This window comes from Aliiroseovarius halocynthiae (assembly GCF_007004645.1).
Lineage (GTDB): Bacteria > Pseudomonadota > Alphaproteobacteria > Rhodobacterales > Rhodobacteraceae > Aliiroseovarius > Aliiroseovarius halocynthiae.
Genome location: NZ_ML660028.1, coordinates 13,068 through 32,598 on the forward strand (window position 1 = coordinate 13,068; position 19,531 = coordinate 32,598).

The 19,531-nt window shown below is 54.5% G+C and carries 19 protein-coding genes and 2 pseudogenes; 11 read left to right on the forward strand and 10 right to left on the reverse strand.

All coding sequences use genetic code 11. The annotated features are described in order from the left end of the window. The first annotated feature begins 62 nt into the window (after positions 1–62). From FIL88_RS15800 to FIL88_RS15845, 10 genes are all read left to right on the forward strand, one after another. Positions 63–2,303, forward strand: coding sequence for a TonB-dependent siderophore receptor (locus FIL88_RS15800; protein ID WP_142854852.1), 2,241 nt, complete (start codon positions 63–65; stop codon positions 2,301–2,303). A gap of 8 nt (positions 2,304–2,311) precedes the next feature. Continuing rightward, positions 2,312–3,289, forward strand: coding sequence for an iron-siderophore ABC transporter substrate-binding protein (locus FIL88_RS15805; protein ID WP_246066751.1), 978 nt, complete (start codon positions 2,312–2,314; stop codon positions 3,287–3,289). Next, positions 3,286–4,296 (forward strand): FecCD family ABC transporter permease, encoded by a 1,011-nt coding sequence (locus FIL88_RS15810; RefSeq protein WP_142854853.1) that lies wholly within the window; start codon positions 3,286–3,288, stop codon positions 4,294–4,296. The genes FIL88_RS15805 and FIL88_RS15810 overlap by 4 nt, the downstream gene beginning before the upstream one ends. After that, complete coding sequence (locus FIL88_RS15815) at positions 4,293–5,321, forward strand: FecCD family ABC transporter permease (protein ID WP_246066752.1); 1,029 nt, start codon at positions 4,293–4,295, stop codon at positions 5,319–5,321. The genes FIL88_RS15810 and FIL88_RS15815 overlap by 4 nt, the downstream gene beginning before the upstream one ends. Then, the gene (locus FIL88_RS15820; protein WP_142854854.1) at positions 5,318–6,094 is read left to right on the forward strand and encodes an ABC transporter ATP-binding protein; all 777 of its coding nucleotides are present in this window, start codon (positions 5,318–5,320) and stop codon (positions 6,092–6,094) included. The genes FIL88_RS15815 and FIL88_RS15820 overlap by 4 nt, the downstream gene beginning before the upstream one ends. Before the next feature lie 6 nt (positions 6,095–6,100). Then, positions 6,101–7,132 (forward strand): siderophore-interacting protein, encoded by a 1,032-nt coding sequence (locus FIL88_RS15825; protein WP_142854855.1) that lies wholly within the window; start codon positions 6,101–6,103, stop codon positions 7,130–7,132. Positions 7,133–7,231: 99 nt separating this feature from the next. After that, the gene (locus FIL88_RS15830; RefSeq protein WP_185960988.1) at positions 7,232–7,879 is read left to right on the forward strand and encodes a TetR/AcrR family transcriptional regulator; all 648 of its coding nucleotides are present in this window, start codon (positions 7,232–7,234) and stop codon (positions 7,877–7,879) included. Between the two features lie 569 nt (positions 7,880–8,448). Beyond that, complete coding sequence (locus FIL88_RS15835; protein WP_142854857.1) at positions 8,449–9,372, forward strand: transglutaminase family protein; 924 nt, start codon at positions 8,449–8,451, stop codon at positions 9,370–9,372. A 35-nt stretch (positions 9,373–9,407) separates the two neighbouring features. Continuing rightward, on the forward strand, positions 9,408–10,241 hold the full coding sequence (locus tag FIL88_RS15840; protein ID WP_185960989.1) for an RHS repeat-associated core domain-containing protein: 834 nt from the start codon (positions 9,408–9,410) through the stop codon (positions 10,239–10,241). A 6-nt stretch (positions 10,242–10,247) separates the two neighbouring features. Beyond that, positions 10,248–10,619, forward strand: a complete 372-nt coding sequence (locus FIL88_RS15845) for a hypothetical protein (RefSeq protein WP_142854859.1) — start codon at positions 10,248–10,250, stop codon at positions 10,617–10,619. A gap of 120 nt (positions 10,620–10,739) precedes the next feature. On the opposite strand, the gene FIL88_RS15850 is transcribed toward FIL88_RS15845, so the two are convergent. After that, positions 10,740–11,315 carry a recombinase family protein gene (locus FIL88_RS15850; RefSeq protein WP_142854860.1) on the reverse strand — a complete coding sequence of 192 codons (576 nt, stop codon included), beginning with the start codon at positions 11,313–11,315 and terminating at the stop codon, positions 10,740–10,742. A gap of 164 nt (positions 11,316–11,479) precedes the next feature. Here FIL88_RS15850 and FIL88_RS15855 point away from each other — a divergent pair, with 164 nt between their 5' ends. Beyond that, positions 11,480–14,365 carry a Tn3 family transposase gene (locus FIL88_RS15855; RefSeq protein WP_142854861.1) on the forward strand — a complete coding sequence of 962 codons (2,886 nt, stop codon included), beginning with the start codon at positions 11,480–11,482 and terminating at the stop codon, positions 14,363–14,365. Between the two features lie 354 nt (positions 14,366–14,719). On the opposite strand, the gene FIL88_RS15860 is transcribed toward FIL88_RS15855, so the two are convergent. From FIL88_RS15860 to FIL88_RS15895, 9 genes and pseudogenes are all read right to left on the reverse strand, one after another. Further along, entirely contained in the window at positions 14,720–15,148 is a 429-nt protein-coding gene (locus FIL88_RS15860) for a hypothetical protein (protein ID WP_142854862.1), read from the reverse strand. 80 nt (positions 15,149–15,228) lie between these two features. Further along, entirely contained in the window at positions 15,229–15,414 is a 186-nt protein-coding gene (locus tag FIL88_RS15865) for a hypothetical protein (RefSeq protein ID WP_185960990.1), read from the reverse strand. 370 nt (positions 15,415–15,784) lie between these two features. Continuing rightward, a pseudogene (locus tag FIL88_RS17140) lies at positions 15,785–15,946 on the reverse strand (hypothetical protein); the annotation flags it as partial. Continuing rightward, positions 15,931–16,101, reverse strand: a pseudogene (locus FIL88_RS17145) (RHS repeat-associated core domain-containing protein); the annotation flags it as partial. The pseudogenes FIL88_RS17140 and FIL88_RS17145, both read right to left, overlap by 16 nt. A 149-nt stretch (positions 16,102–16,250) precedes the next feature. After that, positions 16,251–16,865 (reverse strand): hypothetical protein, encoded by a 615-nt coding sequence (locus tag FIL88_RS15875; RefSeq protein WP_185960991.1) that lies wholly within the window; start codon positions 16,863–16,865, stop codon positions 16,251–16,253. Positions 16,866–16,886: 21 nt separating this feature from the next. After that, positions 16,887–17,546, reverse strand: coding sequence for an RHS repeat-associated core domain-containing protein (locus FIL88_RS17150; RefSeq protein WP_142854866.1), 660 nt, complete (start codon positions 17,544–17,546; stop codon positions 16,887–16,889). A gap of 232 nt (positions 17,547–17,778) precedes the next feature. Further along, the gene (locus tag FIL88_RS15885; RefSeq protein WP_142854867.1) at positions 17,779–18,216 is read right to left on the reverse strand and encodes a hypothetical protein; all 438 of its coding nucleotides are present in this window, start codon (positions 18,214–18,216) and stop codon (positions 17,779–17,781) included. A 58-nt stretch (positions 18,217–18,274) separates the two neighbouring features. Next, a complete protein-coding gene (locus FIL88_RS17155) occupies positions 18,275–18,880 on the reverse strand; it encodes an RHS repeat-associated core domain-containing protein (protein ID WP_142854868.1) in 606 nt (201 codons plus the stop codon). A gap of 75 nt (positions 18,881–18,955) precedes the next feature. Further along, positions 18,956–19,531, reverse strand: a complete 576-nt coding sequence (locus FIL88_RS15895; RefSeq protein ID WP_142854869.1) for a hypothetical protein — start codon at positions 19,529–19,531, stop codon at positions 18,956–18,958.

Genomic DNA, 19,531 nt, shown 5'->3' on the forward strand with positions numbered 1-19,531 from the left:
AACTACGTGACGTACCCGACTTGGGCGCGAACCGTTAAACTCGTTTCGCGCAGGAGGTCCCTTTGACGCGTTTCCACTTCAAATCGGTGTCAGCAATGCTGATGATGTCGACCATTCTGGCCCCAGCTGTTGGGGCAGCCCAAGACGCCGATACTGGCGCTGAAGATTTCTATCTTGGGACAATTGTGCTGCAAGCGATTAACGATGGCGGTGCTGGTGTCAGCTCGGTCGAAGCTGCGAACACCGCTGGGACACGTGTGCCGGTGGATCCGAGCGACCTTCCGCGTTCTGTGACCATCCTGCCGCGCGAGTTGTTCGAGGCTCAAGGCGCGCGCACGATGGAAGAAACCGTCGCCTATAGCCCCGGAATCACAACCGGTACATATGGTCACGATGACCGATATGACGAGTTTATCTTGCGCGGTTTCGAAGCTCAGATTGGCGGCGTGTTCCGCGATGCAATGCCTCTGCGAACGGTCGATTGGGCGTCTTGGCGCACCGAGCCGTTCGGCTTGGAAAGCGTCAACATTCTGCGCGGCCCGACATCGGACTTGTACGGCGCAAACCAACCCGGCGGCCTGATCAACGCCGTCACCAAACGCCCCGAATTCACGTTTGGCGGTGAAGTCCAGACAATCATCTCTGACCATGGTGGAAAGCAAGTTGGCCTTGATGTGACCGGTCCGCTCTCGGACACTTTGGCATATCGCCTCGTCGGCGTCTGGAACGAGTCCGGCACGCACTTCGATGAAGTTGATACCGGGCGTATCTATATCGCGCCGTCGCTAACCTTTGCCCCATCCGACCAGACAACGTTGACGGTCTATGGCCAGTATCAAGAAGACAATGTGGGCAACACCTATATCACAGTGCCCAAATTCGGGACGCTCGAGCCCAACAACGTCGCGACATTTGGCCCCGACACCTACGTGGGAAATCCCGAATACAACACGATTGAATCCACGCAGAAATATCTGGGATACGAGTTCGAGCACGCGTTCGACAATGGCCTGACATTTGTGTCTCGTGCACGCGTTTCGGACAACACATGGGACGACCACACCGAATTCGCAGGTGCATTTGTAAACAGCAGCTACTTGCTGGGTGCCCCGGTCGGTCTGCCGTCGGATATCGATATGGCGATCATGACCAAGTTCGATGTCGATCAGTCCATGCAGCAGCATAGCTTCGACAACGCCGTTCATGTGGACATTGATACGGGTAATGTCGTCGGCCAAGTCGCAGTCGGCATCGATCATTATCGGGTTCACAGCGCTACAGACTTTACATATGCCTATGCTGGCGAATTGAACCTATTGACGGGCGATCGTACACCGTATTTGACCGGAACCGGACTCGACTTCTTTCTCCCGAACCATCGCACAACGGATCTGAAACAAACCGGGATTTATGCGACCGGGCATGCCGAGGTCAATGACACGTTCATCCTGTCAGGCGGCGTGCGCCACGACTGGATCGATCAAAGCGTCACTGGTTACCTCACAAATCCTTTAACGGGGACCTCAGACTCGATCGATAACAAGATTAACGAGACATTCACGTCGGGGAATCTTGCTTTGGGATATCGAATTGCACCGGAGCTGATGGCTTATGGGTCGTTCTCGCGTTCCTTCAGCCTGCCACCGAGCGGTGAAAATGTGAACGGCGGCGGTCTTGCCATTGAAACTGCAAAATCCTTCGAAGTTGGTATGAAATACCAGTCAGCAGATGGACATAGCAGCATTGGTCTGTCGGCCTATTCGATCACCAAGAATGACGTTGCTTTTAGCGTTGCGCCGCAGTTGTTCACTCAGGTTGGCGAGGTGCGTTCGCGTGGGATCGAGCTTGAGGCCACTCATGATTTTGGCAACGGGTTAAGCCTGTTTGGAAGCGCGGGATATGTGGACGCTTCAATCGTCGAGAACCACAATAATCTATACGTGGGCAATCAGGTGCCACGCGCACCAAAATTCTCGGCTGCCCTGTTTGCGCAATACGAAGTTCCGTCAATCGAAGGGCTGACATTCAGTGCGGGTGCCCGCCATACGGGCGCACGATACGCGTTTATCGGCAATCAGGACGAGCTTCCTGCATCCACCCTATTTGATGCATCGGTAAGCTACGAGTACAACGACTGGAACATGCAGCTGGCCGTCCGTAACTTGGCCAACAAACAGGATATCGGTTTCTGTTCACCCGCTGTGGCTGGTGCCTTCCTTCCTGCGGGACTTGGCACAACCTCCGGAACCTGCGTCTACAACTCGGGCCGCGAGATCTCGCTTAGCCTCAGTCGAACCTTCTAAGGCACAGAATGATGATGCGCGTATTTCTTCCGTGCCTACTTCTAAGCTTGGCTTCGCCCTCATGGGCGGAGCCACGACAGCTGACACATCGCTACGGCGTAACACAGATCGACGGCACCCCGGAACGCGTCGTGTCTTTGTCCTATGTTGGGCATGATTTTCTGTTGGCGCTAGGCGTCAAACCCATCGCTTTGCGATATTGGTATGGCGACGGGAAATTCGGAGTGTTTCCCTGGGCAGAACAGGCCTTGGGCGATGCGGAACCTGTTGTTCTTTACGGTGATATCGACGTCGAACAAATTGCCCTTCTGAAGCCTGATCTGATTGTCGGGCAATGGTCTGGGATGACGGAAACACAGTACCAGCTTCTGTCAAAAATCGCGCCCACCATTCCCCCCGCCGCTGGCGAAGGTGACTATACTTCGTCATGGCAGCTTATGACCCGCAAGTTGGGCGAGGCGTTGAACATGCCCGAAAAGGCCGAGGCTGTCATTGACCGCCTTGAAACCCGATTTTCGGATATACGTAACGCGCACCCCGAGTGGGCAGGCAAAAGCTCTGCTGTTGTATGGCCCCCGCGCATTGGTGCCTATACTAGCGTCGATCTGCGCAGTCGTTTCCTTGCAGATCTGGGATTCACCCCATCGGTCGGCGTAGATCAATTGATCAGCTCGAATGCGTATTACGTGATGATCCCGCAAGAAGATCTGACACCAATTGACGTTGATCTGCTGATCTGGACCGACACTGCCGAGCTGGCAGACGCGCTGGACGGCATCGTTTTACGCAAAGCCATGCGCGCCTATCGCGAAGGACGTGAAGTTTACGCCGACTATGATCTGGGTGCGGCGCTGTCGCATTCCAGTCCCTTGTCGCTGGACTATGCTCTGGATCGCCTTGTTCCCCTGATCGAAGCAGCCATGGACGGCGATCCTGCCACCCCTGTTGAAAGCACTGCGGCCGAAGGAGTGGCCCCTCCGTCATGAAACGAAACACGTCTTCGCATCTTGCGACGCTGGCAATAATGACCACCTTGGGGCTGGTGCTTGCCTTTGTGTCGCTGTGGTTTGGTGTACGTCCCCTGCCAACCAGCACCGTCTGGCAAGCGCTGGTGGCTTTCGATCCCAGCAATACCGAACACATGATTGTACACGAGCTTCGACTGCCCCGCGCGATGGCCGCGCTGATTGGTGGCGGGGCACTTGGAATGGCGGGTGCACTTATGCAGTCGCTTAGCCGCAACCCGTTAGCCGATCCCGGACTTCTGGGGGTTAATGGCGGCGCGGCACTTGGTGTGGTGATCTCGATCTGGGTTCTGGGCGCTACCGCACAATCCCAGCTGGTGTTCCCCGCCTTGGCAGGTGCTGGGTTGGCCGCCACGCTTGTGCTGCTTCTGGGTGGGGCCGTTAGGCCCCGCGGGCCGGATCCAACACGCTTGATTCTGGCCGGGGCCGCCGTGGGCGCACTGTTTCTTGCGCTGACCTGGGCCATCCTAATCCTGAGCCGTGAAAGCCTTGATACCTATCGTTTCTGGGTCTTGGGTGGGTTCACCGGGATTACCAAAAGCGATCTGGTTGCACTGCTGCCGTTGTTTGCCGTCAGCCTACCCATGGGTCTGGCCGCCGCCTTTCTTCTCGCGCCCTTGATCCTTGGTGATGATACCGCCCGCGCGCTTGGCGTTCGCGTTGGCTTCGTGCGGGTGTTCAGCACCGTCGCAATCGTCGCCCTGTGTGGCCTTACCGTGTCCATGGCCGGGCCTATCGCCTTTATCGGCCTTGTCGTCCCGCATCTGGTGCGCCCACTTCTTGGGGCCGACCTGCGGCTGGTCGCAATCGGTTCATTCCTAACCGGCGCGGCGCTAGCCGTGCTGGCCGATATCCTTGGTCGCCTGATCCTGCCCGGACAAGAGATCGAGGCCGGTGCCACGATGGCACTGATCGGTGGCCCAAGTCTGATCCTGCTTGTCCGTTTCCGTCGAGAGGTGGCGCTATGACCATGCTGACCCTGCGTTCGCCCGTTTTCTCGTTTCGGCTGCCGCTACGCCGCGTTGTCGTCAATGCTTTGTTGGCAGCCCTTGCTGCCCTGCTGATCGTGGCGGGGCTGTTTGGTGGAAGCTATCCAGTATCCTTTGCTGACTTCATGGCTGTGCTGAATGGCACAACAGATGCCGTCACCGAAATGGTCGTTCTGGACTATCGCCTTCCCCGGATCCTGACGGCACTTGGGGTCGGGCTGGCCTTCGGCCTTGCGGGCGAGATGATCCAAACCCTGCTGCGCAACCCGCTGGCCTCGCCCGATATCATTGGGTTTACCGCAGGTGCAGGAACAGGCGCCCTGTTCACCGTTGCCATTCTTGGCACGACCGCATTCGTCGTTCCCGGAGCCATGTTTGGGGGGCTGGGCGCGGCCCTTATTGTCATCGGGCTAAGCTGGCGGCGCGGGATCGCACCCGGCCAAATCGTCCTGATCGGGATCGGCATTACCCTAACCCTTGGTGTCATAGGGGATCTTCTTATGACACGGCTGGATGCCACATCGGCCTATGAGCTGATGAAATGGCTGGTCGGGTCGCTGCACAGCCGCAGCTATGCCGATGTACAGATCATCTGGCTGGGCCTTCTGATCCTTGCGCCGGTTGCGTTCTGGCATCAGTTCATCCTTGCCCGCGCATCGCTGGACGAACCAGTGGCGCTTGGCCTTGGCATCGCGCTTAACCGCAGCCGTATGGTGACCCTTGGTCTGGCCGTCGGGTTGGTTGCTGTTGCCGTGTCAGCCGCCGGCCCCCTGCCCTTCGTGGCATTCGTGTCCGGTCCGATTGCTCATGGCCTGAATCGCGCCAGCCGCCCCACGTTGCTTAGCGCAGCCCTCGTCGGCGCAATCATCACCCTGTTTGCCGATATGGTCAGCCAGACCGCGCTGAGCGGCATGTCGCTGCCTGCTGGTGTCTTCACCGCTTTGATTGGTGCCCCCGTCCTGATCTGGGTGCTGATCATTCAATCAAGAAAGAACCGCCTATGACCGCACATCTCACATGCGAAAACCTGTGTCTGAGCTATGGGAAGACCCCGGTTCTGACAGATGTAAATCTTGACCTTGTTCCCGGCCAGATCACCGCGATCGTTGGGCCGAATGGCTGTGGTAAATCCTCGCTTTTGCGGTGCCTCAGTCGGGTCCAAAGCCCCACTAAGGGACAGGTGCTGTTGGATGGCGAACCCATCCACAAGCAAAACACCAAACAGGTCGCCCGCAAGATTGCCTTCATGCCTCAAAGCGCGACCGCACCGACAGGCATGCGGATCATGGATCTGGTGCTGCGGGGGCGGACACCACATCAATCCCCATTGCAGCAATGGACCTCAGAAGATCAACGGATCGTCGAGCGCGCCCTAGATCAGGTTGGCCTAACGCATCGCGCCCATGAGTTGCTTGAAGACCTTTCAGGCGGGCAGCTGCAACGCGCATGGATTGCAATGGTGCTGGCGCAAGATACCGAAATCCTGCTTCTAGACGAACCGACCACTTTCCTTGATCTGGCGCACCAGCAAGACATCCTGAAACTTGTGCGCGAGCTTCAGGCGGATCGCGGCCTGACCGTGGCCATGGTGCTGCATGACATCAATCTGGCGTCGCGTTTCACCGACAATATCATCGCGTTGCGCGACCAGAATGTTCTGTGCTCGGGCGTGCCGCAGGACGTGATCACCGAGCCCAATATCCAAGACATCTATGGCCTTGCCTGCAGCGTGATCGCTGATCCGCATCACGGCCTGCCCCACATCATCCTGAAGTGAGCGAACATGACTGATCTGATTAAAGTACATGCTGATCTGGCGGGCCTTGCCTTTCCCGCGATGCGCCAGATGATGCTGCATGAAGCCGACGAACATGATCTTCCGGTGCTTGCAAACCACGATGACCACCTGATGGTCAGTTCCGAATATGGTGCTTTCGGACTGACCGCTCAGCCCGACGGCATCCGCCTGCATGTCCAAGCAGAGACTGACGAGCATCTGTATATCCTGCGCGACTCGCTGATCGAGCATCTGATCTATTTCGTACCTGATCTGGCGGACAGCATTCGGTGGTCCGATGGCCCTGCCGCTGAAACTCTGCCCCCGAACTTTCAGTTTGCCGAGATCCTTAAGCGAACCGAGCTTGGAACAGATTTCTATCGCCTTGTTCTAAGACCCGAACGGGTTCAGGACTTCGACGATACGGCAATCCATTTCCGCTTTGTCCTGCCAGCCCCCGGTGATACTTCACCCGAATGGCCACGCGTGCAGAAAAGCGGGGCAACGAAATGGCCCTCGGGCGAGAAAACCCTGCACCGTCCGGTCTATACGATGCGCGCATTCGACCAGCAGGCCGGTACCATCACGGCGGATGTCTTCCGTCACGATGGCGGCCGTGCTTCGGACTGGGCCGGAACGGTCAAGACTGGCGACAGCGTGGCAATGATTGGCCCGGGTGGCGGAGGCATCGTGCAGACCGACGAGATCCTGATCTGTGGCGATGAGACCGCCTTCCCGGCGATTGCACGGATCATCGACACCCTACCCGCCACCTGTACAGGCGCGGTCAGACTGCTCAGCACATCAGGCGCGCGCGATTATCCGATGCCCGCACATCCCGGACTGGCGCTGCAATGGCTGTCACCAGAAGAGGATCTGGCCGATGCGGCAATCGCCGCACTGGACCAGCTGACCTCGCCCTTCCTGTGGTTCTCGGCAGAAAGTCAGCCTGTCGCAAAGCTGCGCAAAGCTGATGCCATTGCGCGGATCGACAAGTCGCAGCGCTATGTCGCAGCCTATTGGACCAAGGGAACGTAAGACGCCCCTATCCTAAATCGCATCTGTGGTTATGCTCTTGCACTATGCGGGCAGCCATGGATGCGGTTGTGCGCTCTAGCAGAAAGCCAGAACGACCTGATGAAGAACCCTCAGCTGACCCCCCGAAAAGAGGCCCAACAGGCCAGATCGCGCAAAAAGGTCGAGAAAATCCTGTCAGTGACGCGCGCCCTTCTGACCGCAGGTCCCGCCCATCAGATCACAACCATCGGCATCGCCGAGCGTGCCGGGATCAGCGTCGGGTCGCTGTATCAGTTCTTCCCTAATAAAGAAGCGATCTTCTATGAACTATTTCGCCAGTGGCTGTCCGAAACGGTCAAGACGCTGGATCGCGTCAAGGACAGCCTGCCGGATGATGCAACCAAAGAAGATTGCGTCGACGCATTTCTGACCGCACTTAGCGACCCTAAGCTGAACTCACTGGAAAACTGGAAGCTGCGCATGGCCATGGGCCTGACGCCCGAGCTTGCCAAGCTTGAAGAACAACATATTCACGAGGTTACAATTCGCATCTTCGAACTGCAAAAGCGGTTCGGCAATCCCCCTCCGGACAAGATGATGGCGGACCTCATGGTTTTGCAGAACGAGATCACCGTGCGCTGCCTGTTCTCGCTCGCCTTCCTTGAAAAGTCACCCAATCACGATGTGCTGTTTGATCTGTGCAAGAAGCTGATGATGCTTATCTATGATTATCCAAGTTGGAGTGGGCTGGGATCAGCTGACAGCTGAGGTAACCAGGATCCCATATATTAGCATCCGGTTTCCGAGCGTGGATGCCTGCCAGGTGAAGAATGAAATACCGTCCGAATTGTTGCATCAATTTTCGTGCAAAAAGGCGCTAGGGCAGGTTGCCTCCACTTGCCACATATCCAATAACCCCTGTCGCTATGCAACCATGGCGACCTGAGGTCATAGCCCCCTCTTTATTCGTATGAGGTATCCGGACCCGCTTTGCGCGGACCCGGACCCAATAAACCCAGCGAACGCCGCGGTTTACCAGCCGCCTTCTGCGCGACGATCGTACTTGGTATCTCCCCCGAGATCGAACACCATCAACTTCGATTCTGTAAAGGTCTGGAGAAACCAGGGGTCGATTGCCGGAGGGGGCAGAATCCTACGCTAAGGGATTCTGGTTTTAAAATTAGCTTGTTATTCGCCTGAATTCTGGTTCCGTAGCTGATTGGGAATTCGGAACAGATGCACAGCGATACTGAGAGACGAACAAAGTCACCCTTACTTTTACTTCACGCTTGCAATCGGCCCGCTGTTTCGGCCAACTCCACCTGAAAGGGTGTTTGATGCCGCATATTCTAGTTTTTCTCTTAGCTTTATTCCTGCCGGTTAGCATTGCGCTTGCAGACATCCGTTCTGACGTACGCGAACTGTTTACCCGCGATATGAACATCCTCGATTTTGCTCGCGTGAAAATCGAAGTTGATCGCATGATTGATCCCCGCATCGATGTTGAAACGCAGCTTGCCCAGATTGACCAGATGGTCGCCACGATCCGCTCCATGCTGCCGCCAAACGCCACGAGCTGGGAGAAGGTCGAAACCATCCGCCGCTACACCTATCAGGCAGGCGATTGGAATGGTAGCCGTGCCTTCAGCTACGATCATGGCGATCCATACGGCCTCGACGTACGCAACAAGCTCTTGTCGGATTACATTCAGGATCGACGCGGCAACTGCATTACCATGCCATTCCTGTTCATCATCCTCGGCCAGCGGCTCGGGCTGGATGTGACGCCTGCCATGGCACCGCTGCATGTTTTTGTGAAATTCACCGATGACGATGGTGTCACACACAACTTGGAAGCCACAAGCGGGGCTGGTCGCACGCGTGATCAGCACTATCGCAAGCTTCTGCCCATCACAGATGCCGCGGTTTCAAACGGCGTGTTTCTGACCCCATTAGATGCCGAACAATCTGTGGCGGTCATTGCCGCCGTGATCGTGGAAGAGTTGATCGCACAAGAGCGTTATCACGATGCCATGTCCGTGGCAGATATCCTGATCGAGCATTACTCGATGTTCGCCTATATCATGGTCAAGAAAGCCACGGCGGCTTACCACCTGCTGCGCACGGAATTTCATGAGAAATATCCAACGGCGCAGGACGTTCCAGAAGATCAACGCGCCTATCTAGCCTACCTTCAGCGGGTCAATCAGGGCATGTTTGACAGGGCGGAATCTTTGGGTTGGCGAGCACTGCAAAGATAGGGTAACGTCCGCTTGTAATTACACGTTTTAGGGGAATGACCATGCTCCGCCATTTGAAACAGCTCATTTTGACCGCGCTTTTCGCGCTCTTTGCTTCGCAAGCCTCGGCGATGTTTATTCAACCTGACTGGTATGATCCCGCCAATCCTCAGGTCGGGACCAACCGTTATGCCTATTCCCACAACGATCCTGTCAATAAGTTGGATCCCGGAGGGAATGAATCGACAGACCTTCTAAGAAATCAAGAAGACTCGGATCGCGCCAATGCTGAGGCCGCTCAAGATGCACTTGAGCGTGCTGAAGCAATTAGAGAACGTGGATCTTGGTGGGATCGCGTACGAGACAATCTCGGGGTTGATGATTATTGGGAAGGTCGAGCCGAAAACCATATAAGTCGTATCGGTAAGTCATGGGGTGAGAGGGCTACTGGTGACGTAATAACTGGCGTGGAAGTAGGGTCAGTAGCTGCTGGCGGAGGAGTTGTAATCCAAGGTGGTAGAGCAGCTCTGAAAGGCGCAGCCGTTTCTGCCGCGGCGAGAAGGGAGGTTGCTCGGCAAGCCGCACTGGAAGCTGCACGCAGGCTAGGTATCGAGTTGTCAGAGGTCACCATAACTCGCGGCGTTGCAAAAGCTACAATTGGTGTGACGAAAACCTTAGATCCTAAAGATATTAGAGCAGTTGCTGATTACATGAAAAGTCAAGGAGCGGCGCGTGGTCAGCTCAATTCAGGATTTATCGCAAACGAGCGACTCGAAACCGTTTTAGAGCGAGCGGTTGGTAGGGGGCCGCAAGGCTTTCTTGGAGGAGGAACAGTCAGCCATAACCCTGCGAAAGAACTGGGTAACTTTATCATCGATTTTACATTCTAAAGTGCCATGAAGTATCCAGATCCAGATATCATCGTCAGTAGGTTCAACAAGCATAAGGCTGTCAGAGGAAAATACTTATCGGAGAGAGGTGTCGTCGATGAAAGCGGCGAACAACTCATTGTGATGCGCAAAGACTCTGACAATTTTACAATCGTCACTTCAAAAGTGATCAGGGGCCGTTGGCGGGGAGTCGATGTAGTTGAGCCGCACTCAACAGGTGAGCTTCAATACGATATCATAGATGAAGCTGGCCTTATCTTGGACGATAAGCTCAACCTCGATCAAGCTGCTGGAGTGAAAGCGAACCAACGATCTTGCTTTTGGGTGCCTCACGATGCCATTTTTCCATTTTGCAATCTTTTGAACTTTCTCAAATAGAATTGCGTGCTAGATGGTTATCCAGATCCCGGAACTGAAGTGTTTTGCGGCATTTACTTGGCAGAGTATTTCAAGGGCTTAGCCGCCGCAAAACCTCGTTGAAGATGTTGCCCCATTTGGTCAACCTCTATTCCGCGCCAGCGTCCTATAAACGGTTGGCCTAGACACGGAAAACACCTCTGCCAGATCGCTGATTGAATACTCTCCGGTGCCATGCATGCGGCACAGCTCCTTTTGCTGCTTGTCAGATAGCTTCGGCTGTTTGCCCCTCAGCTTGCCCTTGGCGCGTGCAATGGCCATGCCTTCGCGGGTTCGCATGCGGATCAGGTCAGCTTCAAACTCGGCGAAGGTGGCGAGAATGTTGAAGAACATTTTTCCCATAGGGTCGGTCGGGTCGTAGACCGACGCGCCGAGTGCCAGTTTCACGCCCTTCGCTTCGAGCTGATCAGCAATGGCGCGCGCATCCGGCACGGAGCGGGCCAGCCGATCGAGCTTTGGAACAATGAATGTGTCCCCTTCACGAACTGCGGCCAATGCTTGATCAAGACCGGGGCGGGCGCGATTTGTGCCGGTCAGACCGTGATCAGTATAGATGCGATCTGGGGTCACGCCGAGCTTTTCCAGCGCCTGTTTCTGGGCGGTCAGGTCCTGACCGTCAGTTGAGCAACGGGCGTATCCGATGAGAGCTGTGTTCATGGGCCCATGTGTACGAATAAGGCGCCTTCATTGCAAATTTAAACGTACCATCTATACGAGACGGCATTCGCCCCAGAATCGTTGGGAGGATGAGTTGGCTGAAAAATGACCGTTCAACGCTCCCCTTACGGACACACATTTCCAAACATTTCAGAAAGACCATCATGCCCCGCCGATCCATTTTGACTGCGCGCCAGAAAGCCGCGCTATTTGACCTGCCGACCGACGAAGCCACGATCCTACGCCATTACACCCTCGCGGATGACGATCTGGAAATTATTGGGGCCCGCCGCCGTAGTCACAATCGCCTTGGCTTCGCACTTCAGCTCTGCGCGTTGCGCTATCCGGGGCGTCTGCTGGCACCGGGGGAAGTCATCCCGGAGCCGATCACTCGATATCTGGCAGCACAGTTAGGGATTCGGCCTGATGACCTGATCGACTATGCGGTCCGCGAAGAAACCAGACATGAACATCTTGCAATATTGCGGAACACGTACGGGTATAAGATGTTCACGGGCCAAGGCGCACGGGATCTAAAGGCTTGGTTGACGGCTGAAGCTGAGCTTGCTCGGTCCAATGTAGATTTGGCCAGACGTTTTGTTGAGCAATGCCGGACCAACCAAACCATCCTACCGGGCGTAACCGTTATTGAACGGCTTTGCGCTGATGTGCTTGTCGCTGCTGAGCGGCAGATCGAAGCGCGTATCGTCTGGCGTCTTAACGATGAGGCCTGCGCCCAGCTCGATGCGCTCTTGTCAGAAGATGTGGAAGGGCATGTCACACGCTTTGTCTGGCTGCGTCAGTTTGAAGTTGGTCAAAACTCAGCAGACGTGAACCGCCTGCTAGACAGGTTAGAGTTTCTGCAGAACCTAGAGCTGGCCGGGGACGCGCTCGCTGGTGTTCCGCCCCACCGAATAGCTCAGCTTCGACGTCAGGGAGAACGGTATTTTGCTGGCGACTTACGCGACATCTCGGGCGATCGTCGGCTTGCAATTCTCGCAGTTTGCGCTTTGGAATGGCAAAGCGCCATCGCTGATGCGGTTGTCGAAACTCATGATCGGATCGTTGGAAAAACCTGGCGCGACGCAAAGAAGCTCTGTGCGGCACAGATTGCAGATGCGAAATCGGCGCTGCATGAAACGCTTTGCTCGTTCAAGAATCTAGGCGCGGCCCTTCTGGAAGCGAAGGGGGATGAAGCATCTCTTGACGCAGCAATGGAGTCTTCCTGCGGCTGGCCTCAGCTTGAAACGCTGGTTGCAACAGCTGCGGGTCTGACGGACACACTGTCTGCGGATCCGATGGCTCATGTTGTGCATGGCTATCACCGGTTCCGGCGATACGCCCCACGTATGTTGCGTGCGCTCGATATTCGCGCGGCATCTGTTGCCGAACCCTTGCTGGCTGCGGCAATGATCATCGCGAGCACAGGAAAAGACCCCAGCCGGCCTGTGGTCTTTCTTCGCGCCGCCCAAAAATGGCACCGTCACCTCAAGAACGCGGGGAGTGATGAACCCCGCCTTTGGGAAGTGGCTGTGATGAGCCATCTGCGTGACGCTTTCCGATCAGGCGATATCTGGCTGGCGAGTTCGCGCAGATACGGCGATCTGAAAGAGGCTTTGGTTCCGGTTGAATTTGCGCAAACTGTTCCGAAACTGGCCATGCCGTTTGACCCTGAGACTTGGATCGAGGACCGCAAGGCTCGTTTGGAGAACGGGCTACAACGGTTGGCGAAAGCGGCCAGAACAGGTGCGATCCCAGGCGGGACCGTCGAAAACGGCGTGCTGAGTACAGATCGTTTGGCGTCCGCTGTTCCGGCTGAAGCCGAGGAACTTATTCTCGATCTGAACAAGCGGCTACCAGACGTAAGGATTACTGATCTTTTGCAGGATGTTGATCATGATATCGAGTTCACGGAAGCATTCACGCATCTCAGGACGGGTGTGCCCTGCAAAGATAAGACAGGTTTGTTGAATGTTTTACTTGCCGAAGGCCTGAACCTCGGGCTGAGCAAAATGGCGGATGCCACAGACACGCATAACTTCTTCCAGCTCTCACGTATCTCTTGCTGGCACATGGAAAGCGAGGCTATCAATCGTGCCTTGGCGATGGTCATTGCGGCACAATCAAAACTTCCATTGGCCCAGTTCTGGGGTGTCGGTGAAACCGCATCCAGTGACGGGCAGTTCTTCCCGACCACACGGCAGGGTGAGGCAATGAACCTGATCAATGCGAAGTACGGATCTGTGCCGGGTCTAAAAGCCTATACTCATGTGTCAGATCAGTTTGGACCATTTGCAACGCAGAACATCCCTGCAACCGTGAATGAGGCACCCTATATTTTGGACGGTTTGTTGATGAACAAGGCCGGCCGGAAAATCAAAGAACAGTATGCTGACACTGGCGGCTTCACAGATCTCGTGTTCGCAGCCACTGCGCTCTTGGCTTACAGGTTTATTCCACGCATCCGGGATCTGCCTTCGAAACGGCTCTACGCCTTTGACCCAGCGAATGCACCTAAAGAACTGCGTGGTATGATCGGTGGCAAAATCAAGGAGCGGCTGATCACTGAGAATTGGCCGGATATCTTACGCGCGGTAGCCACAATGGCAGCTGGCATCATGCCGCCCAGCCAACTTCTGAAGAAGTTTGCCGCCTATCCCCGGCAACATGAACTTGCCCAAGCGCTGCGGGAGATCGGCCGGATCGAACGCACATTGTTCATCATTGAATGGCTGCTTGATGTGGACATGCAGCGCCGTGCTCAAATCGGGCTGAACAAAGGGGAAGCGCACCATGCTTTGAAGAACGCGCTACGAATTGGTCGCCAAGGTGAAATCAGAGACCGTACGGCCGAAGCCCAGCACTATCGCATGGCCGGGCTGAACTTACTGGCAGCGATCATCATCTATTGGAACACAAGGCACCTGGGCCATGCTGTCTCACAAAGACGGAACGCCGGATTGGATTGCCCACCAGATCTCCTTGCACACATCTCGCCCCTCGGATGGGCTCATATCTTGCTCACAGGTGAATATCGGTGGCGAAAATAACCCAACCCGTCCTTAGCGTAGGATTCTGCCCCCTCCGGCAATCGACCCCAACGAGCTCGTATTTCGCTTGAATCCTAGCGTTCACAAACAAAGCTTTTTGATTTCATTGGATCTGCAGTCTTAAGGATTAACCAATCCAACAGCTTCGGCCAGAGCCACCTTTCGTTCGAATGCGACCGGGCTTTTCCAACCCAGCTCGCCTGCCACATCTTCACGCCCGCGCTGTTGGTCGCAAAGACCGGGCGGCCGATATGGTCGGTGCGCAGGAAGTAGAGCCTGCCGTTCTCGACCACCGCGACGGGGGTTGCTGTGGTTTCAGATCATCACACAGCTATACAGGCTCTTGGTTGCTTCTCACCTGTTGCAAACATCTCCAAGCGCTGCGGATACCTCCGAAGAAACATCAATATCCCGCATTATTTCGTAGATCATAGTACACACCTGTTCGGTTGGCTCTTCACCTACAAATAAAAAAGGGGCACCCTCCCCAGCTGTTTCAGTCAAGAATAATCCGCCAAAGCCGCCATGGTCGCTTGACAATCTAAACCATAACAGAGGTACTTCTTTTTGGATCGTGGGCACAGGAAAGCCCAAGAACATAGGCTCCTTGACAGCGACCGTGAGAATACCATGCGGCTCAACTGCGCCTTCCGGTACGATTTGATTCAGTCGCTGCAAAACTGACCAATAGTGCTTATCTCGTAGCTCTCCCTCTGCAGCGGACGCATAGAGACATGATGAAAGCTGAAACGCAATCGCAAGCGTTGTGATTTTCCACATCATTCCAGCCCCGGATATACGTTGGTGTTCTTACCACCAGTATGTCGATACGCTCGGCGTAGTGCACTGATACATCGGATAAGTTATTCACTATACTCAATCAGAAAGAAACCATCTTCCCGGTGGTCGATAATCACCGCATCACCAGATTCTCCAGTATTCAACAGGACAGCAAACTTCTTGCCCAAGATGTTCTTTATCGCGAGCTCAGGAATATCAGCCTCATGATAGGAACCCCAGACAAAGCCTTTTTCTCTTACGATACTCATTTGGCCATCTAAATCTTTTTCAGTCAGTCTTATGAAGTAGATAAGCAATTCACCTCACCTACAGCTTCTCCGCTACTGAGATAGGCGTTGACGCTTTCCATGGCCCTTGGTGTTAAGGTTACAGCGTCCTGCCTTTTAAATCCATTTAGGTCGTTTGTGTATGGCATTTTTGATCCATCTTTCTCATCAAAAGCGAGCTGAACCGGGGCAAGTGACCCACCCGGGAAGCTCAATAGTTGGAGTAGATCCATCCGAGCACTGATAGGTACAATGTGTAAGTGGGCCGGGAGAGTCCACACCTTGCACTTGATTAATGAGCTTGCAGTTGCGACACGGTGGTGGGGGCGTTTGTTTAAAGGCAAAGCAACCATCACATTCTTGCGGAGTGCTTCCGGTTGCCTGATAGATCAACCAACCCGCTATGCCTGCGCAAGTTACGATTGCACCGCATAACAGAGCTTGCGGCCCGGTGCATACAAGCGGTGCAAGTGCTACGGTATTCTCTCCCCTTGGATCGACATACCGGCCCGGGTTTTGCAGGGCATAGTTATATACACTAGCCCCGTCGACCAGTCCCAACGGGTCGGCTTGGATGTAGCGTCCGGTGGTGGGGTCGTAGTCGCGCATCCAGTTTTGGTGCAGGCCGGACTCAGATTGGAACCACTGGCCCGCTGCCCGGCAGCGCATCTGCAAGATGCGCGAGAGGGAGGGAAACGGAGCAGGATGGGATCCGAGGTCATGGTGTGGACGCCGCCAAATGGCAGATAGCTTACCTGCCACATCGACACGCCCGCGCTGTTGGTCGCAAACACAGGGCGTTTGTGAAAACAATCTCTTTAGAAACTAGGAATGTCCTGAAAGGAGACAGGTTTCAGAGACACTTCTAGATCCTGCGTCAGTTGTTTGAGCCAACTCATGGCGCTTTTTCCCGACAACTCATACAACAGCATAAACCTTCCAACATCTAACCCAAAGTCTGGCCAAAAAGTCAAAAACTCAAACGGAAGCACCTCCGCTTCATCCAATGCAAACTCAAGGTGTTGTCCTCTGGTCTTCCGAATATCTGAAGCAGCTTTAGTTAGCTCATCCAGCACATTGAGCAACACTGGAGGTTCACAACAGCTAACATATTCCTTGCCATACCTTTCTGCGAGGTTCGCCTTCTTCATCTCTCCTGAATATCTGCTTAGATCTTTGCTCCAACGCGAAAATTCTGAAGTTGGATTATGTAGTATGAATCTCTCATTACACATAACAGCTGGTCGGACGCCTAGATCTTTTAGCACATATGCTTCGTGGAGAAGCCGAGGTATAAAACCAAAAAAATCACCTTCCAAACCAACCAGCGCATAGACGCTGGAAGTTCCCGCCATGCCAGCATCTTTATGACCCACTACAAGGCTGGGCCTTTCACCATTCAAACGCCAATCTATTGGGTGATCTTTGCTCAAATATATGTTTGGCGTCATGCGTCAAGTGCCTCTTTTGTATGTTATTATTGCGATAGTTCGACCAAAAAAGTCGTAAACGTGTATATGGGGACAATCATGATGTCCACCTGGCATATCCGGGTGCCCGTCTGGATGATCTTCTATTCTGTGCTGCGTATTCCAACTACAACTGTAGCCAAGATGTGTTCCTCCAGATCTCCGGATACGAGCACAGTTTGCACCGCGACTGCTTGGATTCAGAGATTCGAATGGTATTGGAGTCCTATTTTTGCGCGGGATCTGCGCCAGAAGCTGCGCTTTCGCCAGAGCTTGGCGCCTCGTAAGGGGCCCACAATTGTCCTCACACTCGTCATCCTCGTTGGCCTTGGGCACTGCCTTTGCGGCTTCGCCTACGGCCTTTCCCACAGCACGAGCAGCCCGGTAAGCTCTGTATGCTCGGTATCCCCAGCCAGCAGCCGCTGCAGCGCCGCCCACACATGCGCCCGTTCCACAAAGTAACCCTGTCCTATCCGTGTTATTGAGCGGGTTCTGTAATACATACCCGTACACGCTCGCCCCGTCGACCAGCCCCAGCGGGTCGGCTTGGATGTAGCGTCCGGTGGTGGGGTCATAGTCGCGCATCCAGTTTTGGTGCAGGCCGCTTTCGGATTGGAACCATTGTCCCGCTGCCCGGCAGCGCATCTGCAAGATGCGCGAGAGGGAGGGAAACGGAGCAGGATGGGATCCGAGGTCGTGGTGTGGACGCCGCCAAATGGCAGGTATGTGGCATCCCACATCTTCACGCCCGCGCCGTTGGTCGCAAAGACCGGACGGCCGATATGGTCGGTCCGCACGAAGTAGAGCGTGCCGTTCTCGACCACCACTTCCTACACTTTGGACGAGAGTATTGGGAAGCTACAGGTGCCGTCAGAATTTACCTCAATACGCCAAACTTACGCAATTTTGCAATCAGCCGCTCACACACATCTTCAGAAACCACTCGCCCCATTATCTCACGGTATCGGTCTAGAGACGTTAGTTCGTGAGGATCCTCTATATGCTGTCGATAAAAGAAGCTGCATGAAAGTGCGTATAGTTGATCAAAATCGGCAAAGGTCGACACGCAAATTCGTTCGAACGCAGCATTAAAATCTGCATCCATGCGACATACCGAAAACACATCCAACAACCAATAATCCTCAACCCCAAGGGGATTAATATCCTGCAACCTCAATTGTGCCTCGGTGACGAATGCTGAGAACACGCTTGATATTTCAGAGATAGCATCATCGTTCACAAAGGAATCCTCATCGTGAGTCTCAATTTTTTCTTGAACCTCAGCAAGCCTTCTCTTCAGATATTTTACCTTCACAGTAACGGTACCTTCCTAGAAAAATGATCTTAGGTGATATTTCGGTGGAATTTAGCTGCTATTGTGTAGCTACTCCAACCGGACCTGATAGAATCGCAAGTACAGCACCCGCGATTGCTAAACCAAGCCCGATATAGTCGAACCGGTCGATCGGAATGAGAGGGTCGTCGGGATCGAAATCGGACTCCTCATCCCATTCCGGCATTCTATCAGGCTCCCCTCGTCGGCAGAGATCTCGCCGCATCTGTGCCCTTCTTAGGCAGGCGCCTAGATTTTTGATTCGACCTGATGCAAATCTTAACCTGCAGTTATTTCTTTCCCTGCTCTCACGTTCCCAACACCAACTGTCGTCGCTCACACAATGTAAACCCACGTTGGGAAGACTCGGGAAACCCTCCCTAGGAGTGACAATTCCGACCGACAACCCCCTCGGATCCACATACCGCCCCGGGTTTTGCAGGGCGTAGTTGTAGACACTTGCCCCATCGACCAATCCCAGCGGGTCGGCTTGGATGTACCTCCCGGTGGTGGGGTCGTAGTCGCGCATCCAGTTTTGGTGCAGGCCGGACTCGGATTGGAACCACTGCCCCGGGAAGCGCAGGTTGATGGGGTCTCCGGTCGTGGCGTGGACGCCGCCAAATGGCAGATAGCTCGCCTGCCACATCGACACACCCGCACTGTTGGTCGCAAAGACCGCGCAAGAGTTGCGCACAAGTTATCCGTGCGGTAGATGCATTAATTATTTCAATCGAGCAACGTCGCTTTCCATCAGGTAGATGGCAACAGGAAACCATGGGGCATGTTCAGGTATTTCTTGATTGTTCAGATCGCAACATTGGCGACAGTCTTCAAGGTTTCTTAGTAGCGCAAAGTCGTTAATATCTAGGTCTAAGTTATCTGAGTTTGGGCCTACAAAGGGATCAAACGGATAGATTCCATGACACGATGCGGCAAGCCAACCGTTTCCACTGCAGACATCCCAACCAACTGGAATGAGTTGATCCGATAACTCTTCATAAATATCAGATGCAGGTTGAATTTCTAGGGCACTCAGGGCATCCGTTTCCACAGCGCGAAAACAAAGAAACAAACCAAGACGTCGCGCAACGCGCGTGATGTTTATGTCAGTCGCCTGCAAGGCACCCGGATATACAACCGAGCCACTAAGGAGTTCGTCAGAAACAACCGAACGAAGTTCAGGAGGTAATGTTTCTACCGGCTCCCAGACTGCATCCGACGCCGAAACGACACACCTACCCGCAACAAATCTCGGCGCCTCGCAGATCATCATCGACACTATCGCAGTATTTGTCAT